The sequence below is a fragment of the Exiguobacterium sp. s122 genome (genome assembly GCF_018618475.1).
Classification (GTDB): Bacteria; Bacillota; Bacilli; order Exiguobacteriales; family Exiguobacteriaceae; genus Exiguobacterium; species Exiguobacterium himgiriensis.
This window is the reverse complement of record NZ_JACSMD010000001.1, coordinates 1,243,500-1,260,686: the sequence shown is the minus strand read 5'-3', so window position 1 is coordinate 1,260,686 and position 17,187 is coordinate 1,243,500. Positions and strand designations below refer to the sequence as shown.

The following is a 17,187-nucleotide window of genomic DNA, read 5'->3' as shown; positions in this document are numbered from 1 at the left end:
TTCATTGGGGTTGTTTGTCCGCAGCGATTTGGCGGACGAGGCGCTCGATCGCCTCGTCGAGAATCTCGCGGCGCGTCCCGAAGTTCATCCGCTCGAACGTCTGTCCAGATTCGCCGAACGGGAGTCCCGGGGAGAGGAAGATCCGCACGTCCTGTTGTAGCCACTTCTTCCGCTCATCCGGACTAAGCCCGAGCGTGGCGAAGTCGATCCATAAGAGATAACTCGCCTCCGGCATGAAACATGTCAATTGAGGAAGCGCCTCATTCATACGTCCGACGAGATAGTCGGCCTGTTCCTCGAGCTCGGCGCGCAATTGGTCGAGCCAACGTTCGGCACGCGGATCGGTATAGGCTGCGACAATCGCCGTATTGGCAAAAGGCGTCGGTGAGACGTGGTGCTTGTTTTGGACTTGGATGATGCGTTTTCGCCAGGCATCGTTCGGACAGATGATATAGGAAGCGAACAGTCCCGCGATGTTGAACGCTTTAGACGGCGCGCTCACGGTGATGACGTTCGAGTCCAAGCGATTGAGCGCGACGTGCCCTTGTGTCGGGAACGTCAAATCCGCATGAATCTCGTCCGAGACGACGATGACGTCATGACGACGGGCCAGTTCGAGGGTGCGCTTCAACTCGTCTTCGCTCCACACCCGACCGACCGGGTTATGGGGCGAGCAAAGAAGGAACAGTTTCGCCTGGACCATCGCCTCCTCGAGCGCATCAAAATCCATCTCGAACCGGTCCGCGACTTGAATGAGTGGGGCATCGAACACGTCGCGCTGCAAGCCGGTCACGAGTTCATGGAACGGTGGATAGACCGGTGACTGGATGACGACCCCGTCCCCCACTTCCGTCAAGGCTTCGACGATATGGGTGAGTCCAGGAACGACCCCGTTCGAGAACAAGACGTGATTCGAATCGACCTCGGTGTCATGGCGGCGCCCGTACCAGGAACGGACCGCCCGCTGTGCGTCTTGGGAGAACAGCGTGTAGCCAAACTCTCCGGTAGAAGCCCGCGCTGCAAGTGCCTCACTAATGGCCGGGGCGGTTCGAATATCGATATCGGCGACCCATAACGGCAAGACATCGGATTTCAAACGGAACCAGCGCTCGAGCCCGTCCCATTTGACCGAGTCGGTCCCGTGTCGGTCGAGTGTTTGATGTAGAATTGATTTCATGTTCATCCCTCCTACTTCTTACTGTATCAAAAATTTCAAGCCGCTTGGCGGCGAAAGCATGGCGGTTTTTCGAGACGTGTTTTATAATCGAGCAAGAATAGGAAGGAGGGAGACCGATGACCGTGACCGTCATCCGCCATAAGCGCAGAAAACACGCTGCTTTTTACGTGACGCCAGAAGGAATCGAGTTGCGGATTCCGGCCCGGCTCCCGAACCGAACGGTCGAGGCCATCTTGCGCGAGCATAAAGACTGGATTGACACCCGACTCGCGTCACTTCCTCGTATACAGGCGTTGCCGTCCGACTGCCTGCTATTTAAAGGGGAACCAGTGCCGCTCGTCCGACGTCCCATGGTCGACACGTTCACTTGGTACGAAGAGACGTTCATCTGTCCTGATTCGTGGGATGAGACACAAATTCGAACTGCTTATGAACAATTTCTGCGTGCCGAGGCACTACGTTATGTGACCGCGCGCTCAGCCTTATATGAACGACGACTCGGCGTCCGGGCAAAGAAGATTCGCATCGGACATCAAAAGACACGTTGGGGTTCATGCAGCTCGACCGGGACGATCTCGATTAACGTCCGGCTCATGCTCGCGCCGACCAAAGTACTCGACTACGTCATCGCCCATGAATGGGCCCACCTCGTCCACTTCGACCATTCAAAAGCGTTCTGGTCGACGGTCGCCTCGATTTATCCAGACTTCAAATCGGCCACATCCTGGCTCAAAGCGAACGGACATACGCTCCAAATCAAAAAAACCAATTGACGGGGGTTTTCACCCTTGTCGATTGGTTTTTTTAAATTGCACCCGTGAACGCCACCGTCGTGCCGTTCAATGAATCCGCCGATTGCTCGATACTCTCGAAGCGACGCAACGTGTCCTCCATGATGGCGACGCTCGCGTGGATATCTTCGTTCGACCGCGAGACGCCGTCGACAATCGACGTCAATTCACGGTTCATCCCATCCGTGTTCGCTCGGACCTCGATGACGGCCCGCTCGACGAGGCGTGACAAATTTCGCACTTCGGTCGCGACGACGTTGAACCCGAGACCGTGTTCTCCGGCACGCGCCGCTTCAATGGCGGCGTTCAACGATAGCAGGTTTGTTTGCGCAGCGATTTCTTTGATCGTGCTAGCGATTTTCGTGATCTCACTGGCTTGGTCTTGCAGTTTGCCAAGCGTAACCAAATTGACCGACGCGTCCCGTTCGAGTCGTTCAATCGTCTGTTTTAAGTGATGACTCTCTTCCATCCCGCTCCGGGCACGAGCGTCCAAGTCTCCGGCCATGTCTTGGAACGTGCGTGCATAGCGTTCAATCGTCAATTGGCGCTCGGTGATATCCGAAGCGATTTTAACGACCCCAACGACTTCATCGCCTTCAAAGATTGGCATATAGGTCGCCTCGAGCCAAATCGATTCACCGTGTGCATCAATCCGTTCGATTTTGTCACTTGCGCTGAAACCGCTGAACAACTTGTTCCAAAACACTTGATAGTCAGGACTGCCGACAAATTCGGGCGTGCAGAACAAATGGTGATGCATGCCGATCATCTCGTCTCGACGATATTTCATCGTCTTGGCGAACAAGTCGTTCACATCGACGACGCGACGTTGTCGGTCAAATCGGATCATCGCCATATTCGAGGCGATGGTCGTGAGAACATCAGATGCTGTAAGCGTACGTGTCATGTGTTGTGTCATATTAATATCCCACCTTTTCATCTGGGGTTGAACTTAGGTCTTTCTTACTTAAATGTATTGGAATTTTAGTTTAACGTGAGAAAAAAGTCCCGACTAGACCCTTTTTGAAGGGATGGTCAATATCTTGAGTTTGAAGTATTTGCCACATGTAATTTTCTCTTATAAAAAGGTAAGGCACGGCCGAAGTTTGGCCACACCTTACCTGTTGTCGTTCATTTATTCGAACGCTTGGGGGAACACGTCCCGGAACGTCTCCGCTCCCTCACTCGTCAACTTGAACTGTTGCGCCGAGTCGATCTCTTTCACGTAAACATCAACCTTACTCGACCTTTTGTGATAGGATAGCTCGAACTGTTGGCTACGGTTTCCTTGAAATAGCGTCAAATAGTTGTACGCGCCGGAGTCCCCGACACGTTTCGTCGGGTTCGCGTCATTAAGCGCTTCAATCAATCGTGTATGCGCATCTTGGTTAAGGCTGATCGCATCCGGATAATGAAACGGCACGTTCGGCTGATAAGGAAATCGATGGAGATAGGCGAGCGACACCGGTTCGACTTCTGATGGTTCTTGTAACAAGGCGTTTGACTGAAAACGAATCGACACCGTCTTCGTGACAACTTGTCCGTCTATCTCCAACGTTAATTCATATAATGGAAACGGTTGGAGAGGCTCTAATATTTTTTCGTCAGCTAACACCCGTACGGAGATGTGGTCTACTCCTTGAACCAAGTCGCTATCCTGTATCGGGTATGTCCCGTAATATCTTCCATCATGTGAAAGGAGCATATAGGCTTCATTTGTGAGCACATCATACCCGAGCGCGACGTTGGTGTCGTGTTTGACGAGGTAAGGTGCAAAGTCGAAATATGGATGATAGATCCCTTCATCGCCGACACCAAATTCGATGGTCCCGTTGAAGCTAGGTGATATTGTCATCAGCGTTTCGGTGAACGGTCGAATCTTTTGACCTTGACCGTCTTCATAAATCGAGTCTTTTCGCTGAAGCGTCTCCCGGGCCTCGTCCGTAGCCGATTCGATCTGAGGACGCATTGGTACCTTGATTCCTTCTTCGTCCTTCAGAAAATCAGGACGGGTCTCCAGCTTGACGGCCCGATAGCTTTCGAGATGATTGGATTGACAGAGCGCATAGAGCGACTCCCCTTCAACATATGCGACTTGGGTGAACGCGTACGTCGTTCCGTCTTGCTCACTGAAAGGCATTCGAGTCGCATAGGCGATTCCGAGCATCGTCAACGTCTCCTCTTCGATTTCAGAGACGAGCTCTTGCTCCTCGCATTGCGTGAGAATCGTTTTCGGGTCGACTTGTTGGACCGATTCATTCATCATCATACGTTCAGCCGTCCAGTGGGACGCGACATACTCATACTGCACGACATCTTCTGATGCGGCACAACCAGTCAGCAAAAGGATGAGTCCGATGCCACTCACATACAACTTGTTTAATCTTCTTCCTCGAATCATCATGCCACTCACTTTCTCACTTGAGGGAAGTACGAGAAGAACGTCTCGGCCCCTGTGCTCGTCAATTTAAAGGTTTGTTCCGACAAGAGGTCGGTGATGTACACATCCCGCTTTTTCGACCGTTGTTTGAACGAAATGGCGAACTGCTGTCCCTTCAAGCCGTCTACGATCGTCAACAGTCGATACTCACCTGTCTCGCCACCTCGTTTGACGGGCTCGGCCAGTTCGACCGCCTCGATCAGCTCGTTAAAATCGGTGCCTGCCGCCTTGAGGACATCCGGATAGCCGAGCGTCTCGTCAAAGTTGAACGGTCTCTTATGGACGTAGACAGAGGGTGACGCGCTTTGATTCCCCAACTGCTCATCTGCGAACTGCTGCCTCAAGTCGCGGTCTTCTTCCGTACTGAACGTCCCTTCCCGATACGTGAACGTCATTTCAGACGTCTCGGGCTTTCCATCCTTCTCATAATGCAAGGCGAAAACCGGGTAGGAAACGTCCGGCATGAGGGCGCCCGTATCGATCGGTAGCCGTTCAATCTCGAGCGACTCGAAGCGAGGGGCCACCATCTCCGCATCGAACGTCACTTCGAGTGGTTGGGAAGAGACGGATCCGTCGCCGTATCGCATTAAAATATAAGGTAACGACTCGGTCTCGCTCGACGCGAGCATCATCTGAATGTCCCCGATTCCAGCGGACGCCGGTTCAAACATATGAAGGGGGAACAACGGCGGCCAGCCGTCGATCGCAATCTCGATTTCTCCGTAGAACGCCTGTGAGAACGAGAACACGGCATCACGGAACGGTACGAGCTTGAACGGATGGTGTTGTAACGTCTCCGCCTCGAGGAACGCTTCCTTGTCAGCTGGTGAGACGGGTAGCACGACCGGCGCTCGGTCGACCGGTTGAGCCGTGACGATCTGTTCCGGGAAAGATGGGACGACTTCCGCCTGCAGATGTGGCGATACCATGTCCCGGCAAACGGCATACAGTTGGTCCCCTTCTACATACGTGACCGCCTTGTACATGAAATCGTCTCCGATGTTGGTGAACGGCGGGCGGCTCACTACGACCGTATCACGCACGGTCAGTTCACCCTCGAGTGTCGTCGTCAATTCCCCCGTACACGCCTCGAGCACGGTCTCGACACCGATCGTCGCTTTTTTCTCGGATGTATAGTTCCCGACGATCCACTGTTCATCGATATAATCTAATTTCAAAGCAGTTTCTCGCTCATTTGCACACCCTGAAAGGACAAGCATACCTATCACGGTCGCAATCATCTTCCGCTTCACTTGAAACGCCCCTTATTGTTTGATAATCCAATTTTACCATTTTCTTACTTGAGATGATATGAGAAAAATCTGCCATGACAACGGTTGTACCTAACTGGCCAGCATTCGTCAGCGCTTCATCTTTAAAGCATGGCCTTGTCGCAACTCGTTCTCGTCCCACATTTAGAAAAAAGTCTATGTGATTTGAAACATATTCCTCGCTCATTCGTATGAATGAGAGAAAATAGAACTATCCAACTTGACGCAAAGGAGAAGTGGTTGTGGTGACGGTCACCGTATTCACACATACAAGCTGCAGTTCCTCCCGTAAAACGATTGATTGGTTACGTGAACAGAAGATCCCATTCATCGAGAAGAAATTGACCGACCAAGGGATGTCGTTCAACGAGTTTAAAGACATGCTTCGCCTCACCGAGAACGGCACGACCGATTTGTTGTCCGTCCAAAAAAGTGTCTACAAGCAAGCTGCGGACCAGCTCGATGAGATGTCACTTCGTGAACTCTACAGTTTCGTCGCCTCTCACCCGCAAATCTTGAAAAGTCCGATTGTCGTCGACGACAACCGGATCCAAATCGGATTCAGCGAGAAAGAGATTCGGACGTTCGTTCCGCGACACAACCGAATCGCCGAGTTGAAACGTTTACTCGACAAACAGTAAGAGCCCTGCCGCAGCAGAGCTCTTTTCTTATGCCTTCTTGAGTCGGGCCGCTAAGCGGTTGCCGAACGATTGAATCGATTGAACGAGTAGGATCAAGACGAAGATCGTCACGTACATGACCTCAGGCTCAAAACGGAGGTGGCCGTATTGATAGGCGATATCCCCGAGTCCTCCCGCTCCGACGAGTCCTGCCATCGCGGTCGCCCCGATCAAGCCAATCGTCGCGATCGTCAAGCCGAGGACGATAGACGAGCGGGCCTCACGGATGAGGACGTACCAGATGATTTTCCGCGTCGAGATGCCCATCGCTTCGTACGCCTCGACGACGCCACGGTCGACCTCGAGAAGTGCGGACTCCATGAGCCGCGCGATATACGGTGCCGTGAACACGATGAGCGGCAGGAGCACCCCTTGCACCCCGATTGTCGTCCCCATAATGAAACGCGTGAACGGCAAGATGAAGAACAGCAAGATGATGAACGGGATTGAGCGCACGACGTTGATGACGCTCGAGAGTGCCCCGTACACGTAACGGTTCGATAGGCGCCCGTTCGGACGCGTCAACACAAGCAACGTCCCGAGCGGTAATCCGATGAGTGTCGAAATGACGAGAGCGATGCCTGTCATCGTCAACGTCTGAACCGTCCCGGTCCAAATCAAGTCACCCCAGTCGGCCCAAAACTGTAGCATGGTTCGTCACCTCCTTCACTTTCACGCCGCTCGCTTCGAGATAACGGACAGCTTGGTCGGTCTGGTCGACGTCCCCATCAAGATGGATGAGCAAGTTGCCGACGAGTCCCCGTTTCAACTTTTTGATGCCGCCCCCGATAATATTCGGGAGAAGACCGAACTTCTTCGTCAGTTGGGCGAGGACCGCCTGTTCCGTCTGGCTGCCGATAAACGACAAGTGGACGAGCGTCCCATGTGTGCTCAGCTCCTTGACGACTTCGTCCGGAACGTCGAGGTTCGTCTTCAAGAATTTTTGCGTCGTCGCGTGGAGCGGGTCGGCGAACACATCGAGCACGTCGCCTTCCTCGACGATTTTCCCGCCGTCGATGACGGCGACACGGTCGCAGATGCGCTCGATGACCTCCATCTCGTGGGTGATCAGGAAGATCGTCAAGCCGAGCTCCCGGTTAATCTCGAGCAGCAAGTCGAGAATCGATTCGGTCGTCTCCGGGTCGAGTGCGCTCGTCGCCTCGTCGCTAAGGAGAATGTCCGGTTCATGTGCGAGGGCACGGGCAATGGCGACGCGTTGTTTCTGACCGCCTGAGAGCTGCTCCGGGTAATGCTTCCGGTGCTCGGACAAGCCGACGATCTCGAGGTACTTGTCGACACGCTTTTGAATCGTTCCCTTATCGAGCCCCTCTAGACGGAGCGGGATGGCGACGTTCTCTTCGACCGTTGCCGTCTTCAGCAAGTTGTAGTGTTGGAAGATCATCCCGATGCGGTGCCGGAGCTTCGAGAGCTCTTTTTTCCCGAGTTTCGTGACGTCTTGCCCTTCAATCTCGACTTGACCTGACGTCGGGCGTTCGAGCAGATTGATCATCCGGATGAGCGTGCTCTTCCCGGCGCCGCTCCGCCCAATGATGCCGAAGATCTCACCTTTATGGATTGTGAGCGAGACATCGTCGAGTGCGGTCACCGTATGTTTGTTGACGGTGAACGTCTTTTTGATGTGTTTAAGTGCAATCATAGGGCCTCCTTAAAACGCCGGAACGATCGAGCCGTTGAACGTCTCTTCGATGAACGTCCGAATTTCGTCTGAGTGGTAGTACGACTTGAGCGTCTCGACGACCTCGTCGTCTTTGTTGTCGGTCCGGACGACGACGTAGTTCGGATACGGGTTGTTGACCGTGTCTTCATGGAAGAGGGCGTCCTCGTTAATCGAGAGCCCTGCGCCCATCGCGAAGTTCGTGTTGATCGCCGCGAGTGCGACCTCAGGGAGTTGAGTCGGGAGCTGTGACGCTTCAAGCTCGATGAACTCTAAGTTGAGCGGGTTCTCGGCGATGTCTCGCTTCGTCGCCTTGTCCGTCAAGCCTTCTTTGAGCGTGATGAGGCCGGCCGTCTCATAGAGGCGAAGGGCACGGAGTTCGTTTGCCGGATCGTTCGGCACAGCGACCTTGTCGCCTTCTTTCAAGTCCTTGATGTCAGCCAGCTTGTCCGAATAGAGGCCCATCGGGAAGGCGACCGTCTTGAACACGTCGTCGATCTTATAGCCTTTGTCGGCTTTTTGGAGCTCGAGGAACGACAGTGTCTGATAGCTGTTGACGTCGAGACTACCCTCGGCGAGCGCCGTGTTCGGCGTGTTATAGTCGTTGAACACTTTGATGTCGAGCTCGAGCCCGTCTGCAGCGGCGAGTTTCTTCACTTCCTCGGCGATTTGCTGGTGCGGCCCCCCGGTCACACCGATCGTGAGCGACTCGTTGCTGAGCGCTTCACTCGCGTTCGACTGACCGCATGCCGCGAGGGCGAGAGCGGCAAGTAGGGATGTTCCGGCTAGTACTGATTTTGATTTGATGTTCATTGAATGATTCCTCCTTTGATATAAAAAACCCGCCACTCATCAAGAGAGGCGGGCACGACACAGCAAAGTCGGACACGCTCATCTCCCAGACGTTTCCGTCTGTTGGAATTAGCACCATGATCATTACGATCTGGTTGCCGGGTTTCATCGGGCCAGTCCCTCCACCACTCTTGATAAGCAAACGATTCATTTAATTGTCTTAATCTTACTCAATTTTGATTTATCTGTAAACCGTTTTCTGTAAATTTTCAAAAATTATTTTCAGATAGTCATAATCAATCGGTTCCGGTAGCTGTTGCAATGTCGTTTCCTTGACGACCGCTTCGACGAGTTTGGGGATGTCGACTTCGTCTAGCCCGAGTGTCTCGAGTGTCGTCGGGGCCCCTACTCGCTCGAGCCATGCTTGGAGCACAGCCACGTCGGGCGAACGGTGTAACGATTCCTGGACGAGTAAACCGAACCCGACCTTGTCGCCATGCAAGAACGCATGGGTCGTCTCGAACTGACTGAGCGCGTTGTGGACAGCGTGCGCGATGGCGACGCGCGTCCCTGCATCCCCGAAGCCACCGACCGCACCACCGATGGCGAGGACGTGGTCGACCGCATAACGCGTCTCCTCTCCATACGAGCGGAATGCGGTCTCGGTCAACTCGAGCGCGAGCAGGCGGTGACACTGCTTCGAGAGCGCAAGTCCAGCATCGACACCCGCATCATCCGACGTGTCCCCGCTCAAATAGCGGGCCTCATAAAACTTTGCGACCGTATCGATCACACCGGTTCGATAATAATCATAAGGTGACGAATGGATAACCCGGTCGTCGACGATGACGCGTTCGATGACGACACGGAAGACGTCATAGCGGTCATAACCCCCGTCATCTCGATAGACGACGCTGAGCGGGGTAAAGGCCGCACAGTTGGAGGCGAGCGTCGGGATGACGATGAGCGGGACCCCGTTCCGTACGGCGATGAGTTTGGCCGTATCGACGAGTTTGCCGCCACCGACGGCAATCAGGACGTCCGCACCGTCAAGGTCGACTCGGTCCGCCTCTTGATCGGTACATTCGCCCGCAAACAACGTACCCGGGTAGGCTTCGATGGAAGGTAGCAGCCGTTCGACCACCGGGTAACCGTGACTACCACGTAACACATGAACCTGGCGCCCGGCAATCAGTTCATCGAGCCGTTCGAGGGCATCCTCGGCGTGATCGTACTCGAGCACGGCTTGACGGATCATACCCGTACCTCTTCATACGCAGCGAACAACCGCTCGATTCGTTCGACGGCCTCATCGATCTTCGGCTCCGAAGAGACGAGCCCGAACCGGACGTAACGCTCCCCTTCGCTTCCGAAGAAGTAGCCCGGTGTCACTGCTACCCCTGCTTCATGAAGCAGCTTGTCGGCGAACGACTTCGCATCCCCTTCCGGCACTCTCGCCCAGACAAAGAACGAGCCTTTCGGGACCGAGACGTCCCAGCCCGCTTGACGTAATCCGTCGACGAGACGGTCGCGCCGCGTCTCATAGAGGCGGGACAGGTCGTCTCGAATCGCTTTCGGTGATTCGAGCGCGGCGACGGCGGCTTCTTGGATAGCCGAGAAGACACTGACATGGACGTGGTCTTGATACGTGTTGATCGCTTCGATGATGTCTTTGTTGCCGACGGCAAACGCGACACGCCAGCCAGACATATTGAACGCCTTCGACATCGTGTACACTTCGATACCGACTTCTTTCGCGCCTTCAGCCTGAAGGAAGCTTGGGGGCACATGACCGTCAAAACCGATGCTGCCGTAGGCGAAGTCATGGACGACCATGAGTTCCCGCTCATGGGCGAAACGGACCGTCTCCTCAAAGAATTGAGGCGTCGCGACGGCGCCCGTCGGATTGCTCGGATAGTTCAAGTACATAAGGCGCGCTCCGTGCGTATCAAGTGTCGCGTAGTCCGGCAAGAAGCCGTTCGCCTCCGTCAAGACGAGGTCATGGACGACCGAACCGGCGAGCCGTGCGCCCGAAATATAGTCCGGGTATCCGGGGTTCGGGAGCAAGATGCCGTCGCCCGGTTCGAGGATGCATTGCGGGAGCGTGATCAGCCCCGATTTCGACCCGATTAAAATGGCGACTTCCGTCTCCGCGTCGAGCTCGACGCCGTATTCGTTCAAGTAGAACGTCGCCACGGCCTGCTTCAAACGGCTTTGGCCTCGGAACGGTCCGTACTGATGCGTCTCGGGGTTCGCGAGTGCCGTCTCGAGCGCGTCACAAATCGATTGTGGCGTCGGCAAGTCCGGCGTCCCTTGTCCGAGCCGGATGATATCGGCTCCTGCCTGTTCGAGTGCGGCCACTTCTTTTGCGAGCCCGACGAAGTGTTGCGGCGGTAAAGTTTTAAGTAATTGTGAACGTCTGTCTGCCATGGATAGTCCTCCTATGCAAAAAACACCCCTTTCCGCGGAAAGGGGTGTCGAGATACAGACGTATTCAAACAACCACCTTCCCATCTCTCAAGGTTACCTTGCTGGAATTAGCACAGTATTGAAACAATCTGTTGCTGAAGCTTCATCGGGCCAGTCCCTCCGCTTCTCTTGATAGAAAGTGTTTATATGCGATTTATGTGTAATATGTCCTTTAGTAAACCAAAGGAACGGTTGCCTGTCAATCCTTATTTTGAAAAATGATAACGTGCTCTTGAAACCCTGAAAAAAAACGGTCATAGTAAAAGAAGAACGTTATTCTGAAAAAAATATAGGATGAGGGGATGGACTCGTGGAGCTTAACCGGCAATTGATTTGGAAATTAACAGTGATCGGCCTGATTCTACTCGTCTTGTGGCGGGTCATCAGCGAACCGGACACGATCTCACGCGTACTGCAATACACGTTTCAATTACTGACGCCCGTTATTATGGGGATTGCAATCGCACTTCTGCTGAACACAGTGCTTTCCTATATGGAAGAGCGCTTCGCTTTAAAACGATACCAAAGCCTTTCGATCGTTTATGTGACGTTCATCGGATTACTCGTCATCTCAGCAGTCACGCTGTTCCCACGCATTTATTCAAGCGTCTCCTCGCTCATTGAGGAGCTGCCGTTTTACATCCGTCAACTCGATGGCTTCGTCAGTCAATTAAACGTATTCTTACAAGATTACAATGAGACAATTGCCCAGACCCTCGACTTCAAACGTTTCGAGGAACGCTACTCGGGTTGGGTCGAAACGGCCGTCTTGTCTTCTGTCGGATATGTCTCAAGCTTTACAATGACGTTAATCAATTTCTTGATTGGCATTGTCATCTCCATCTATCTCTTGAAAGACAAAGAGGTGTTTGCTCGCATGTTCAAACGCCTACTTTACGCCATGTTTCCTGTCGCAACGGCGAAGACAACAATCGACATTTTTCAAGAGATGGACTACATCTTCAAACGATACATTATCGGCAAGTCGCTTGACTGCCTGATCATCGGAGTCATGGCCGTCATCGGTCTCTTGATCATCGGGGCACCGTACGCCCTCTTGCTCGGTGTCATCATCGGGATATTGAACTTCATCCCATACGTCGGCCCGCTCCTCGGGATGATTCCCGCGTTCATCATCACGTACTTCTATGACCCGTTCACCGCCGTCCTCGTCCTCGTGTTCATCTTCTTGTTGCAACAGTTCGACGGCTTATGGCTTGGGCCGAAGATTCTCGGTGATAGCGTGGGCATCACACCGTTTTGGGTCATCACCTCCATCATTATCGGCGGGAGTCTTTTCGGGCTCGTCGGGATGTTCATCAGTGTGCCCGTCACGGCGATGATTCAGGTCATCTTGTCGCGCATTATCGACTATCGCCTATCTCGGAAGAATTTAAACGAACTGCTATAAAATAGGTTGACACATTCAAACAATCTGTCATACAGTTTAGCTGTAGACAACTAACAGAAAGGAGGCTGCCGCCATGTCAGTCATGAACGGACTACAGACAAAACTTCATACGGACAGGCAGGCGCCTCGGCTTTCGTGACAAACGAACGGTTTCGCCTGTCTTTCGAGGCATGCGTAAAGAAGGGACGAGTATGCCTCCGTGCATGCATCGTCCCTTTTTACTTTCTGAGAAACAGGTGAACACGTATGTATCAATCACTCAAGCGGCTCGACCGCAACATTTGGATTCGTTTTCTTGGCGAGACAATCACCGGCGTCATGATGTTCATGATTGCCCCGTTCCTCGTCCTCTATTACAGCGACAAGCTCGACAGTTACATCCAAGTCGGGATTATCCTCGCGACCGGACCGATCATGGCGCTCATCGGTTCCATCATCGGTGGCCGCCTCGCCGACCTGTATGGGCGTAAACCTGTCATGATGACGGCCATCATCGGGGATGCGCTCGCGCTCGTCGGCTTTGCATTTGCCGACACGTTTTGGCCGCTCCTGCTTCTGAACGCGATGCTCGGCTTGACGAACTCGCTCTTCCACCCGGCAGCGAGCGCCATGGTCGCCGACGTGACCGAACCGGAGCAGTTGAATGAGGCGTTCGGCCTTCTTCGTATGGGCCATAACATCGGTGCCGCGTTCGGTCCGCTCCTCGGCAGTGCCGTCCTCTTCCTCGACCGGCAGTATATCTTCTTTGCGGCGGCTGTCGTCTTCGGCTTGTACGCGCTCGTCCTCGGCAAGTTCATTCGGGAGTCGTTGCCTGAGACGACCGAGCATGAGACGTTATCCAACCAGGACGTGCTCCGCGTCTTCTCACAAGATCGCGTCTTTCTCGTGTTCATCTTTGCCGGCGTTTTCATCTCGATGGGCTTCGCCATCGTCGAGAGCATGTTGCCGCTCTTCTTGCGCGAGTCGCTCCCGACGTTCACGGATCGACAAAACCCGTTCGCTTATTTGCTCGCGTTAAACGGCATCATGGTCGTGTTGTTCCAATTCCCAATCGCCTCGAAGCTCGGTCGAAAACCGTTCGGGAACGTCATGCTCGCAGGAGCGACCGTGTTCGGAGTCGGGATGATGCTCCTCGCTGTCGTCCCGCGTCTCTTGTACACGCTTGGGACTCCATATCTCATGCTCGTCGCGATTCTGCTTGCCGTCTACGCGTTCTATACGCTCGGCGAGATGATCATGTCCCCGGTCCAGCAGACGTTCATCGCCATGATCGCGCCCGAGAATATGCGTGGGGCATACAACGGCGCTGCCAGCATCCAATGGTTGATTGGCGGCGTGACAGCACCACTCTTTGCAAGTTTGTTCTTCAACCGTGGAGCCGGACACGTGGCGTTACTCCTCGTCGGCATCGCCAGTTGTATCTCCGGCCTCATCTATTGGCAGCTCGGACGACGCGTTCGCGCAGCGGAGACGAAACAGAAGACAGCCTAAGTTTAAGACCACACTAAACCACTCGGATTAGTGTGGTTTTTAGTTTCGTTTCAAAAATATTAAAATCTGAAATTTCGCTTCTTTTTACTTTACAAAGATAATGGTTCTTTTTATGATATGAAAGTTGGGAGGAATCTTTCATGGAAAGAATCGATAAACAGAAAATCGTGGACAGTGTGCCACAAAAAGGATTTTTCGGACAGCCAAAAGGGTTGTTCACGTTGTTCTTCACTGAGTTTTGGGAACGTTTCTCGTATTACGGGATGCGGGCCATCCTCGTCTTCTATATGTATTACGAGGTATCTGAAGGAGGACTCGGCTTAGACCGGAACGTCGCCTTGTCTATCATGTCGGTGTACGGGGCGCTCGTCTATATGTCCGGCGTCATCGGCGGTTGGCTCGCCGACCGTGTCTTCGGGACGTCACGGGCCGTATTCTATGGCGGCGTGTTCATCATGCTCGGCCATATCGTCTTGTCTGTTCCTGGGAGTCTGACGTTCTTGTTCATCTCGATGGGACTCATCGTCATCGGGACCGGTCTCTTGAAACCGAACGTCTCGAGTATCGTTGGCGACTTGTATCATGAGACCGATCGTCGTCGGGACGCTGGTTTCAGTATCTTCTATATGGGGATCAACCTTGGGGCGTTCATCTCCCCGCTCATCGTCGGTCAAGTCCAGGCCGATTACGGCTTCCATTGGGGCTTCGCCCTCGCCGCCGTCGGAATGTTCATCGGGCTTGTCGTCTTTATCGTCACGAAGAAAGGAAACCTCGGTCTCGCCGGTTCTTATGTGCCGAATCCGTTGACGCCAAGTGAACGAAAGAACGCAATCAAATTTACGACGATCGCGGTACTTCTCATCGGTGGGCTGCTCGCCGTTCTCATTCCGCGCGGTCTGTTCACGATCAATACGTTCATCGGACTCGTCGGTGTGTTCGGGATTACGATCCCGACGATTTATTTCATCGTCATGTATCGGAGCCCGAAAACGACCGAAATCGAACGGTCACGTATCCTTGCCTATATCCCGCTCTTCATCGCCTCGGTCATGTTCTGGGCGATTCAAGAGCAAGGGGCGACGATTCTTGCGAACTATGCCGATCAACGGACGAATTTGAACTTCCTCGGCCTTGAGTTGAAGGCCGCTTGGTTCCAATCGCTCAACCCGCTCTTTATCATCCTGCTCGCACCTGTGTTCGCCTGGCTTTGGGTGCGGCTCGGTGACCGAGAACCGAGTATCCCGGTCAAGTTCGCCTTCGGTATTTTGTTCGCCGGACTGAGCTTCTTGGTCATTTTACTCCCGGCTTACTTCGGTGGTCCGGATACGCTCGTGAACCCGCTCTGGCTCGTCCTTAGTTACTTCATCGTCGTTCTCGGTGAGCTGAGCTTGTCTCCGGTCGGACTATCGGCGACGACGAAACTCGCGCCGGCCGCCTTCTCGGCCCAGACGATGTCACTTTGGTTCTTGTCAAACGCGGCCGCACAAGGGATCAACGCCCAGCTTGTCCGTTTCTATTCACCTGAGAATGAGATGATTTATTTTGGGATCATCGGTGGCGCCGCCATCGTCCTCAGTCTGATTTTGTTCGCCCTCGCGCCAGTTATCAAACGCTTTATGCGCGGAATTCATTAAAAAGACGCCATTCCTCACATTGGAGGAATGGCGTCTTTCGTGTTATTTGCGCACTTGGATGAGTGACAAGTAACGATCGATCAAATCTTCGTTGAAATAGTTGTGGAAGCTATCCGACTTGAGCGATTGAATCGACTCGTGGAACGTTGCCGGGAGCGAGGCGATGCCTTGGCTCTCGATTTGCTTCGCCGAGTATTCGAACAAGTCGTCTTCGTTCGGTGCTGACGGTTCGATTTGTTGCTCGATTCCTTCGAGACCTGCATAAATAAGGGCCGCGAGTGCCAAATACGGGTTCGCGCTTGGGTCCGGGTTTCGCACTTCGACGCGTGTCGCACTGCCGCGCGATGCTGGGATTCGAATCATCGAGCTTCGGTTCGACGGGCTCCAGCAAATATTGACCGGCGCCTCAAAACCTGGGACGAGTCGTTCATACGACTCTGGGAGCGGGTTCGTGAAGATGGCCGTCGCCCGGGCATGCTTCAAGATTCCCTCGATGAAGTGACGGGCCGTCGTCGACAATCCATAATCTGCATCCGGCTCCTCGAACGCGTTCTCGGTCGGTTTTCCATCTTTGTCGTTCTTCCAGACCGAGATGTTCAAGTGCATCCCCGACCCGTTCACATCGCGGAGCGGTTTCGGTAAGAACGACACTTTCGCGCCTTTCTCTTGTGCGGCGAGCTGGACGATTTCTTTGAAGAATTGAATGTTGTCCGCTGTATGGAGCGCATCGTCATATTTGATGCCAATCTCGTGCTGGGCGGGTGCCACTTCGTGGTGGACCGCCTCGATATTGAAACCGACCTCGCTTAGGCGATTGGCGATATGTTGTCGTACCTCATAACCTTTGTCTTCCGAGCGGGTCGAGAAGTATCCAGCCTCGTCATAGAATTCACCGTTCTCGTCAAAGATGAAGAATTCCGGCTCAGCCCCGACAAAAATCGAGTAGCCATCCCGGGCAGCACGCTCGAGCGCATCTTTCAAGACGTTCCGGGGATCGAATTCGTACCGCTCCCCATCAGGTGTACAAACGTCACAGAAGAAGGCGAGGATGCTCTCTTCACCGTCTTTTTCGTACCGTGGACGATCTAAATCCGGGCGTAAGAATAAGTCTGAGTTTTTGATGGAAGAGAACCCGTCGATGGATGAACCGTCGAACATCGTTTTCCCTTCAAAGACTTCGGGCAACAATTTTGCAGACAGCGTCAATAGCTTTAAATCGCCGAGGACGTCCGAGAAGTAGAGATGGATTTGCGTGATCCCTTTCTCTTCGACCGTTTTCTCAATCTCTGCTTGTTGCTTCCTGTAGCTATCCTTATCAGTTCCGAATAGATTTGCCATGATTCTAAAAAACCTCAC

General features: G+C 53.5%; 15 protein-coding genes and 2 riboswitches. Of the genes, 5 read left to right on the top strand and 10 right to left on the bottom strand.

Annotation, left to right across the window (positions count from 1 at the left end):
- Nucleotide 1: 1 nt before the first annotated feature.
- A complete protein-coding gene (locus KNP92_RS06485; RefSeq protein WP_214838756.1) occupies nt 2–1,177 on the bottom strand; it encodes a MalY/PatB family protein in 1,176 nt (391 codons plus the stop codon).
- A gap of 116 nt (nt 1,178–1,293) precedes the next feature.
- Between KNP92_RS06485 and KNP92_RS06480 the strand changes: the two genes are divergently transcribed.
- Nucleotides 1,294–1,950, top strand: a complete 657-nt coding sequence (locus KNP92_RS06480) for a M48 family metallopeptidase (protein ID WP_214838754.1) — start codon at nt 1,294–1,296, stop codon at nt 1,948–1,950.
- A gap of 31 nt (nt 1,951–1,981) precedes the next feature.
- On the opposite strand, the gene KNP92_RS15845 is transcribed toward KNP92_RS06480, so the two are convergent.
- From KNP92_RS15845 to KNP92_RS06465, 3 genes are all read right to left on the bottom strand, one after another.
- A complete protein-coding gene (locus KNP92_RS15845) occupies nt 1,982–2,887 on the bottom strand; it encodes a methyl-accepting chemotaxis protein (RefSeq protein WP_214838752.1) in 906 nt (301 codons plus the stop codon).
- Nucleotides 2,888–3,103: 216 nt separating this feature from the next.
- The gene (locus KNP92_RS06470) at nt 3,104–4,369 is read right to left on the bottom strand and encodes a hypothetical protein (RefSeq protein ID WP_214838745.1); all 1,266 of its coding nucleotides are present in this window, start codon (nt 4,367–4,369) and stop codon (nt 3,104–3,106) included.
- Nucleotides 4,370–4,377: 8 nt separating this feature from the next.
- Nucleotides 4,378–5,586, bottom strand: a complete 1,209-nt coding sequence (locus tag KNP92_RS06465) for a hypothetical protein (RefSeq protein WP_214838743.1) — start codon at nt 5,584–5,586, stop codon at nt 4,378–4,380.
- A 335-nt stretch (nt 5,587–5,921) separates the two neighbouring features.
- Between KNP92_RS06465 and KNP92_RS06460 the strand changes: the two genes are divergently transcribed.
- Entirely contained in the window at nt 5,922–6,320 is a 399-nt protein-coding gene (locus tag KNP92_RS06460) for a Spx/MgsR family RNA polymerase-binding regulatory protein (protein ID WP_260564056.1), read from the top strand.
- A 27-nt stretch (nt 6,321–6,347) separates the two neighbouring features.
- Here the strand turns inward: KNP92_RS06460 and KNP92_RS06455 are convergent, their stop codons facing one another.
- The 5 genes from KNP92_RS06455 to KNP92_RS06435 all read right to left on the bottom strand — a co-directional run bounded on the left by KNP92_RS06455 (nt 6,348) and on the right by KNP92_RS06435 (nt 11,256).
- A complete protein-coding gene (locus tag KNP92_RS06455; protein WP_214838741.1) occupies nt 6,348–7,010 on the bottom strand; it encodes a methionine ABC transporter permease in 663 nt (220 codons plus the stop codon).
- Nucleotides 6,982–8,016, bottom strand: coding sequence for a methionine ABC transporter ATP-binding protein (locus KNP92_RS06450; protein ID WP_214838739.1), 1,035 nt, complete (start codon nt 8,014–8,016; stop codon nt 6,982–6,984). Before KNP92_RS06450 ends, KNP92_RS06455 begins: the two co-directional genes overlap by 29 nt.
- Nucleotides 8,017–8,025: 9 nt before the next feature.
- The gene (locus KNP92_RS06445) at nt 8,026–8,847 is read right to left on the bottom strand and encodes a MetQ/NlpA family ABC transporter substrate-binding protein (RefSeq protein ID WP_214838732.1); all 822 of its coding nucleotides are present in this window, start codon (nt 8,845–8,847) and stop codon (nt 8,026–8,028) included.
- Between the two features lie 75 nt (nt 8,848–8,922).
- Nucleotides 8,923–9,027: riboswitch (SAM riboswitch) on the bottom strand.
- A gap of 40 nt (nt 9,028–9,067) precedes the next feature.
- Nucleotides 9,068–10,084 carry an iron-containing alcohol dehydrogenase gene (locus KNP92_RS06440; protein ID WP_214838730.1) on the bottom strand — a complete coding sequence of 339 codons (1,017 nt, stop codon included), beginning with the start codon at nt 10,082–10,084 and terminating at the stop codon, nt 9,068–9,070.
- Entirely contained in the window at nt 10,081–11,256 is a 1,176-nt protein-coding gene (locus KNP92_RS06435) for an aminotransferase class I/II-fold pyridoxal phosphate-dependent enzyme (protein ID WP_214838728.1), read from the bottom strand. Before KNP92_RS06435 ends, KNP92_RS06440 begins: the two co-directional genes overlap by 4 nt.
- 77 nt (nt 11,257–11,333) lie before the next feature.
- Nucleotides 11,334–11,434: riboswitch (SAM riboswitch) on the bottom strand.
- Nucleotides 11,435–11,623: 189 nt separating this feature from the next.
- On the opposite strand from KNP92_RS06435, the gene KNP92_RS06430 reads away from it, so the two are divergent.
- The 3 genes from KNP92_RS06430 (at nt 11,624) to KNP92_RS06420 (ending at nt 15,831) form a co-directional block, all read left to right on the top strand.
- Nucleotides 11,624–12,706 (top strand): AI-2E family transporter, encoded by a 1,083-nt coding sequence (locus KNP92_RS06430; RefSeq protein ID WP_251136417.1) that lies wholly within the window; start codon nt 11,624–11,626, stop codon nt 12,704–12,706.
- 246 nt (nt 12,707–12,952) lie between these two features.
- Nucleotides 12,953–14,197: an MDR family MFS transporter gene (locus tag KNP92_RS06425; protein ID WP_214838724.1), complete on the top strand. Its 1,245-nt coding sequence runs from the start codon at nt 12,953–12,955 to the stop codon at nt 14,195–14,197.
- Between the two features lie 140 nt (nt 14,198–14,337).
- Nucleotides 14,338–15,831 (top strand): peptide MFS transporter, encoded by a 1,494-nt coding sequence (locus KNP92_RS06420; RefSeq protein ID WP_214838722.1) that lies wholly within the window; start codon nt 14,338–14,340, stop codon nt 15,829–15,831.
- 42 nt (nt 15,832–15,873) lie between these two features.
- On the opposite strand, the gene KNP92_RS06415 is transcribed toward KNP92_RS06420, so the two are convergent.
- On the bottom strand, nt 15,874–17,169 hold the full coding sequence (locus KNP92_RS06415; RefSeq protein ID WP_211779425.1) for a glutamine synthetase family protein: 1,296 nt from the start codon (nt 17,167–17,169) through the stop codon (nt 15,874–15,876).
- Nucleotides 17,170–17,187 lie beyond the last annotated feature (18 nt).